A 6,324-nucleotide genomic window follows, 5' to 3' on the forward strand; every position below is an offset into this window, starting at 1 on the left:
CCCCGCCGGCGGGGGCGGCGTGGACCGGTCCTGCTCACCGGGCTCACCGCCGGCCTGCTGCTGGTCGCGCTGGTCGCCGCCGGCCGGGGACAGGTCGCCGTCGCCCCGGCCGAGGTGCTCGGCTCGGTGCTGCACCGCCTCGGCCTGGACCTCGGACCCCGACCCGCCGCCGTGCACGGCGAGAGCGCACTGTGGCTGGTCCGCTTCCCCCGGGTCGCGCTCGCCGCCGTCGTCGGCGCGGCGCTCGGCTGCGCCGGTGCGGTCATGCAGGGGGTGTTCGGCAACCCGCTGGCCGAACCGGGCGTCATCGGCGTCTCGGCCGGCGCGGCGGTCGGCGCGGCGCTGGCCATCGTCACCGGCGTCACCGTGCTCGGCGGCTGGACGGTGCCCGCCGCCGCGTTCGCCGGTGGCCTCGCCACCACCTGGCTGGTCTACCTGCTGGCCCGCTCCGGCGGCCGGACCGAGGTGGTCACCCTGGTCCTCACCGGCGTCGCGGTCAACGCCGTCGCCGGGGCCGCCATCGGGCTGCTGATGTTCGTCGCCGACGAGTCGGGCGTGCAGGCCATCGCCTTCTGGAACCTGGGCAGCCTGGCCCAGGCCAACTGGTCGGCGGTCTCGCTGGCCGCGCCGTGCCTCGCCGTGGGGCTGCTCGCCACCCTCGCCGACGCCCGGCGGCTGGACCTGCTGGCCCTGGGCGAGAGGTCCGCCCGGCACCTCGGGGTCGACGTGGAACGGCTGCGGGTCCGGATGATCGTGGTCACCGCACTGCTCGGCGCGGCGGCGGTCGCCTTCACCGGCATCATCAGCTTCGTCGGTCTGGTCGTGCCCCACCTGGTGCGGATGGTCGCCGGCCCCGGGCACCGGCTGCTGCTGCCCGCCAGCGCGCTCGGCGGCGCGATCGTCGTCGTCGCCGCCGACCTCGCCGCCCGTACCCTCGTGGACTATCAGGAACTACCGTTGGGGGTGCTCTCGGCCGTCGTCGGTGGACCCGCCTTCTTCTGGCTGCTGCGCCGCACCCGCGACCGCGCGGGAGGCTGGGCATGAGCGGGCAGCCGGCGGGCACGCGCGGTGGGAGGGCGTGGTGAGCGTACGGGAACGTCGGCGTCGCGGGCCGCTGCGGCTGCTCGGCCGCCGGTCGACGCCCCGGGTGCCGGCCCCCACGACGCCGGGTTCCACCCGGGTCCGGGCCACCGGGGTACGGGTCGAGCGGTCCGGCCGGCCGGTGCTCGACCGGGTCGACCTCGCCATCCGCGCCGGTGAACTGCACGCCCTGGTCGGCCCGAACGGGGCCGGCAAGTCCACCCTGCTGGCCGCCGTCAGCGGTGACCTGCCGCTCGCCGCCGGCACCGTCGAGGTCGACGGCCGGCCGCTGACCGAGTGGTCGGCGGTGGAACTGGCGATGCGCCGCGCGGTGCTGACCCAGCGCAGCGCCCTGAGTTTCCCGTTCGCCGTGGTCGACGTGGTCCGGATGGGGCGGTCGCCCTGGGCCGGCCGCCCCGAGGAGGCCCACGACGACGCGGTGGTCGCCGAGACCATGCGCCGCTGCGACGTGATCCGGTTCGCCGCCCGGCCCTTCCCGTCGCTGTCCGGTGGCGAGCAGGCCCGCGCCGCGCTGGCCCGGGTGCTGGCCCAACGGGCCGGGGTGCTGCTGCTCGACGAACCGACCGCCGCCCTCGACCTGCACCACCAGGAGCTGGTCATGCGGATCGCCCGGGACCGCGCCGCCGCCGGGGACGCCGTCGTGGTGGTGCTGCACGACCTCGCCCTGGCCGGCGCGTACGCCGACCGGGTCACCCTGCTCGCCGACGGGCGGGTCCGGGCCGCCGGACCCCCCGACGCGGTGCTGACCGCGCCCCTGCTCAGCGAGGTCTACCGGCACGACATCGAGGTCGTGCCGCACCCGGACACCCGCCTGCCGCTGGTCGTGCCCCGCCGTCGGGGCCCGGCCCGGAACACCTGCGTCACGGAGGAATAGATGGACACCCCACCCCTGCCGTTCTCGGCCCGGTTGCGGGCCGCCACCCAGGGCGCCCACGCCGCCGCCGAGGGCCAGCGTTACGTCACCGCCCTGGTCGCCGGTGAGCTGGACCTCGCCGGATACCTCGACCTGGTGGTCCAGCACCACGCCCTCTACCAGGCGTTGGAGTCGGCCGCCGAGGCGATGCGGTCCGACCCGGTCGCCGGGGGTTTCGTCGACGACGCGTTGACCCGGCTGCCCGCGCTGGAGGCGGACCTCACCGAGCTGGCCGGGCCGGACTGGGCGCTGCGCACCGCACCGCACCCGGCCACGGTGGCCTACGCCGACCGGATCCGGGCCGTGGCCGGCACCTCCCCGGTGCGGTTCATCGCCCACCACTACACCCGCTACCTGGGTGACCTCTCCGGCGGGCTGTACATCGGGCGGGCGGTGGCCCGACGGTACGGGCTGACCGACGGTTCCGGGGTGGCCTTCTACGCCTTCGACCTGATCACCCGGCCGAAGGCGTACAAGGAGGCGTACCGGGCCCGGTTGGACGCACTGCGGCTGAGCCCGGCCGACGAGGCGGCGCTGCTCGACGAGGTGCTGTTGGCGTACCGGCACAACACGGCGGTGTTCGCGGCCCTGGCCCGGCACGTGCCGGACGGCCCGGAGATCACGGAGGCGGTGGCGTGACCGGGCAGCCGTTCGACGCGGACACGGTGGCGGCGGTCAGCCGGCACATGAACGACGACCACGCCGCGGACTCGCTGCTGATCTGCCGGACCCTCGGCGGCTGCCCGGACGCCACCCGGGCCCGGGTGACCGGGCTCGACGCCGACGGGATGGACTTCGCCGTCACGATCGACGACATCGAGGTGCCGGTGCGGCTGCCGTTCGCCCACCGGCTCACCGAGCGGGCCGAGATCCGCCGCGAGGTGGTGCGGATGTACGAGCAGGCGTGCGCCGCGCTCGGCGTCCCGCCGCGCGGGGCGGGCTGAAACCCGGCGTCCCGCCGCGCGGGGCGGGCCTGGAACCCGGCGTCCCGCCCCGCCGGGCCGGTTGGCCCCGGGGCGGCTCAGTCGCGGGTGAGCTGCTCCGGCAGCGGCTTGCTGTGCAGGATCACCAGCTCTCCGACGGCCCGGGTCAGGGCGACGTAGAGCCGGTTCATGCCCCGGGGTTCGGCGGCGACGATGTCGGCGGGTTCGACCAGCACCACCCGGTCGTACTCCAGGCCCTTGACCTGGCTGACCGGGACCGCGTGCAGGGCTTCGGCCAGGTGGTCGGGGGCGATGACGGTCCCGGTCTCCCCGGCCACCGCCGCGGCCAGGTCGTCGACCCGGCGGATCTCCAGGCTGCCGCCGGGCCGGAACGACCGGGTCGGCGCGATGCCGGGCGGCAGGGCACGGGCCGCGAAGTCGGCGATGACCTCGGGCACCCGGTAACCGGTGGGCAGGTCCAATGTCCGGGCGGTCCGCTTGCCGAGCCGTCGCACCAGCTCCGGCCACGAGCCGGCGGCCAGCGGGTGGGTCGCCTGACCGAGGTCGCCCACGATGGTCATCGAGGCGTACTCGGCCCGGCGGGCGATCATCCGGCACTCCATCGGCGACAGGTCCTGCGCCTCGTCGAGGATGACGTGCTGGTAGGCGTCCTCGACGGGCTCCTCGGCCTCGGCCACCGGCAGCGGTTCGGCCAGCACCGGAACGTAACCCTCCTCGCCGTACGGGTCGACGCCGTCGACCCAGCCCACCACCTGGTGACCCTCCCGGAGGATGATCGCGGCCGCCCAGCGCTGGGCACCCCGGTGGCCGCTGTCCAGCGACTGCCCGGACTGCGCCATGGGGGTGGCCAGGCCGGGAGCGAAGAGCTGCCACCCGTCGGCGAGGCTCGGGCTCAGCACGAAGGTCTCCGCCAGCCGGACGCCGCTGCGCAGTTCCCGGCGCTGCCACTCGGGCTGGACCTCGGTGACCTGCGGCGGTCGGCCCAGGATCTCGGCCAGCTCGTCGAGCAGCGGGACGTCGTCCACCGACCACTCGCCCCGTTGGGCGGGGAGGACGTCCTGCGGGGTCAACATCGGCCACCAGGCGGTCAGGAAGGCGTCGGGGACCTCCCGGCCAGGCAGCAGTTCCGCGAGCACCGTGCCGGCCTGCGGCCGGGCGGCGTTGGGGGCGATCCCGGCGGCCTCGCACCGGCGGCGGACCTCCCGGCGGGCCCGCGCCAGGTCGTCGGCGTCGAGACCCCACAGCCGGTTCGGCACGTTCGGCGGGGTGTCCCAGGCCAGGTCGGTCAGCACCCGCACCATCCGCAGGTCACCCTTGGTGCGGGCCACCTCGGCGCGGTCCCGCCGGGTCGCCACGACACCGTCGAACAGCTCACCGACGGCGCGCAGGTGGACGCTGTCCTCGCCGAGGCCGGGCAGCACCCGGCCGATGTACTCGGTGAACACGGCGGACGGGCCGACCACCAGCACCCGGCCGTCGGCGAACCGGCCCCGGTCGCGGTAGAGCAGGTAGGCCGCCCGGTGCAGGGCGACCTGCGTCTTGCCGGTCCCCGGACCGCCGGTGATCAGGGTGACGCCGTGGGCCGGTGCGCGGATCGCCTCGTCCTGCTCGCGTTGGATGGTCGAGACGATGTCGCGCATGTGTGCGCCGCGTTCCCGGGTCAGCGACGCGAGCAGGGCACCCTCGCCGACCACCCCGTCGACGGGCGTGGCCGACAACACCTCGTCGTCGAGGCCGACCACGGTACGTCCGGCGCAGGTGATGACGCGGCGGCGGGTCACCCCGAGCGGCTCGCCGGGGGTGGCCCGGTAGAACGGGGCGGCGGCGGGGGCCCGCCAGTCCACCACCAGCGGCTCGCGGTCGGCGTCGCGGACCCCCAACCGACCGATGCGGTACGTCTCGTCGTCGTCGTAGTCGAGCCGGCCGAAGACGATCCCCTCCTCGTGGCCGTCGAGGTCGGACATCCGGGCGGCGGCCCCCAGCACCATGGCGTCCCGCTCGACCAGCCCGGTGGCCGGCCCGCCGCCGGCCCGCCGACGACCTTCCTCGCCGAGCTGCCGGGCCTGCGCGCGCATGACCTCCAGGCGGGCGTACACCTGGTCGACCACCTGCTGTTCGATGGCGATCTGCCGGGTCGTCTCGGACACGGACCCCGTCCTCCCACCGGGCCCCGCGGCCCGGACCGGTCGAGACTAGGCCCGGTACGGGGTGGCGAAAATCGTCATCCGGGACGATCCGGACGGCTTGACCGGGCCATATGATGGAGGTGACGCACCCGGGAGGACGACGTCATCCGGTGCCGGTCGGGTCGGCAGACCGGCCGGACGGTCCTCCTCCCGGCCGGATTCCGTCCCCTACGCTCGCTCTCGCGCCGGACACTGGCGGCCGGGGAGCACACCTCGACCCGACGCGGGACGGCGTGCCGCCGCCCACCGTGGTCGCCGGCGGTCACGGGTACCGGGCGGGGAGGCTGGGCATGGTGGTCACAGGTGGTCCGCGGGGCGGCGTGGCGGTGCCGGCGGGCACCCGCCGCAGCGGGGTGGCGGCCACCGTGGGCGCGGTGGTGGCGGTGCTGCTCCTGGTCGTGCTCGCCCTGGCGGTGGCGCTGGTCGGGATGTTCCTGCCGATGGCGGCCGACGGCTGCGGCACCGAGGGCACCGAGGGCCTGCTGATCTGCGGGCCGGCCGGTCAGCTCGTGGTGCTGGGCGCCCCCACCGGTGGTGCCCTGCTCGGGGTGCTGCTCGCCCTCGCCGGCTTCCTGCCGGTGCCGTTGCGGCACCGGCGGGCCCTGTTCATCGGCGTCGGTTACCTGGTGGTGCTCGGCGGGCTGGGGGTGGCCTTCCTGGTGGCGTTCAGCGGCTGGTGACGGGTCAGCGGGTCTTCTTCGTGGCCCGTTTGCGGGGCGGGGTCAGCAGGTCGGCGATCGCGGCGATCGTGGACGGCACCGTGCGGTAGTACGCCCAGACCCCCCGCTTCTCGCGTTCGATCAGCCCGGCCTCGGTGAGGATCCGCAGGTGGTGGCTCACCGTCGGCTGGGACAGCCCGAGCGGCGCGGTGAGGTCGGTGACGGACGCCTCGCCCTGCGGGGCGGACTGGATGAGGCTGAGCAGTCGTAGGCGGGCCGGGTCGGCGAATGCCTTCAGCACTCCCGCGAGCCGTTCCGCATCGGCACGTTTGATCGGCTCACCGGTCAACGGTGAGACGGCAGGTGTATTCGTTTTCGCAGCTCCCACGTCCGCCATCATGGCAGCCGGAGTCAGGTCGGACCGGGGGATCGCCGATCGGCCGCGACGAATTTGGCGGATCGGGTGACAGCGGGCGGCGCGTCGGCCGACCCGCCGTGGCGGTGGGACGGCCGACGGCGGG

7 protein-coding genes are annotated in these 6,324 nt (G+C 75.4%); 5 read left to right on the forward strand and 2 right to left on the reverse strand.

Features of this window, described 5'->3' with window-relative positions; genetic code table 11:
* The 4 genes from B5D80_RS32310 to B5D80_RS32325 form a co-directional block, all read left to right on the forward strand.
* Window positions 1-1,044 (forward strand): FecCD family ABC transporter permease (locus B5D80_RS32310; protein WP_245855129.1); only part of this gene is annotated, 1,044 nt, incomplete at its 5' end.
* 37 nt (window positions 1,045-1,081) lie between these two features.
* Window positions 1,082-1,975, forward strand: a complete 894-nt coding sequence (locus tag B5D80_RS34670) for a heme ABC transporter ATP-binding protein (protein ID WP_245855130.1) — start codon at window positions 1,082-1,084, stop codon at window positions 1,973-1,975.
* A complete protein-coding gene (locus B5D80_RS34675; RefSeq protein WP_088647714.1) occupies window positions 1,976-2,653 on the forward strand; it encodes a biliverdin-producing heme oxygenase in 678 nt (225 codons plus the stop codon). It begins immediately after the preceding gene.
* Window positions 2,650-2,958, forward strand: coding sequence for a DUF2470 domain-containing protein (locus B5D80_RS32325; RefSeq protein WP_245855132.1), 309 nt, complete (start codon window positions 2,650-2,652; stop codon window positions 2,956-2,958). Before B5D80_RS34675 ends, B5D80_RS32325 begins: the two co-directional genes overlap by 4 nt.
* A 77-nt stretch (window positions 2,959-3,035) precedes the next feature.
* Here B5D80_RS32325 and B5D80_RS32330 read toward each other — a convergent pair whose 3' ends face one another.
* Window positions 3,036-5,105 carry a HelD family protein gene (locus B5D80_RS32330; RefSeq protein ID WP_088647715.1) on the reverse strand — a complete coding sequence of 690 codons (2,070 nt, stop codon included), beginning with the start codon at window positions 5,103-5,105 and terminating at the stop codon, window positions 3,036-3,038.
* A gap of 329 nt (window positions 5,106-5,434) precedes the next feature.
* Here B5D80_RS32330 and B5D80_RS32335 point away from each other — a divergent pair, with 329 nt between their 5' ends.
* Window positions 5,435-5,824: a hypothetical protein gene (locus B5D80_RS32335; protein ID WP_144081840.1), complete on the forward strand. Its 390-nt coding sequence runs from the start codon at window positions 5,435-5,437 to the stop codon at window positions 5,822-5,824.
* A 4-nt stretch (window positions 5,825-5,828) separates the two neighbouring features.
* On the opposite strand, the gene B5D80_RS32340 is transcribed toward B5D80_RS32335, so the two are convergent.
* The gene (locus tag B5D80_RS32340; RefSeq protein WP_088647720.1) at window positions 5,829-6,200 is read right to left on the reverse strand and encodes an ArsR/SmtB family transcription factor; all 372 of its coding nucleotides are present in this window, start codon (window positions 6,198-6,200) and stop codon (window positions 5,829-5,831) included.
* Window positions 6,201-6,324 lie beyond the last annotated feature (124 nt).

Source organism: Micromonospora wenchangensis, from assembly GCF_002210435.1.
GTDB classification, from domain to species: domain Bacteria; phylum Actinomycetota; class Actinomycetes; order Mycobacteriales; family Micromonosporaceae; genus Micromonospora; species Micromonospora wenchangensis.

Bases quoted from the DNA above. Each gene is read 5' to 3' on its own strand.
- B5D80_RS34675 (WP_088647714.1), top strand. From the start codon at position 1,976: ATGGACACCCCACCCCTGCCGTTCTCGGCCCGGTTGCGGGCCGCCACC.
- B5D80_RS32335 (WP_144081840.1), top strand. From the start codon at position 5,435: ATGGTGGTCACAGGTGGTCCGCGGGGCGGCGTGGCGGTGCCGGCGGGC.
- B5D80_RS32340 (WP_088647720.1), bottom strand. From the start codon at position 6,200: ATGGCGGACGTGGGAGCTGCGAAAACGAATACACCTGCCGTCTCACCG.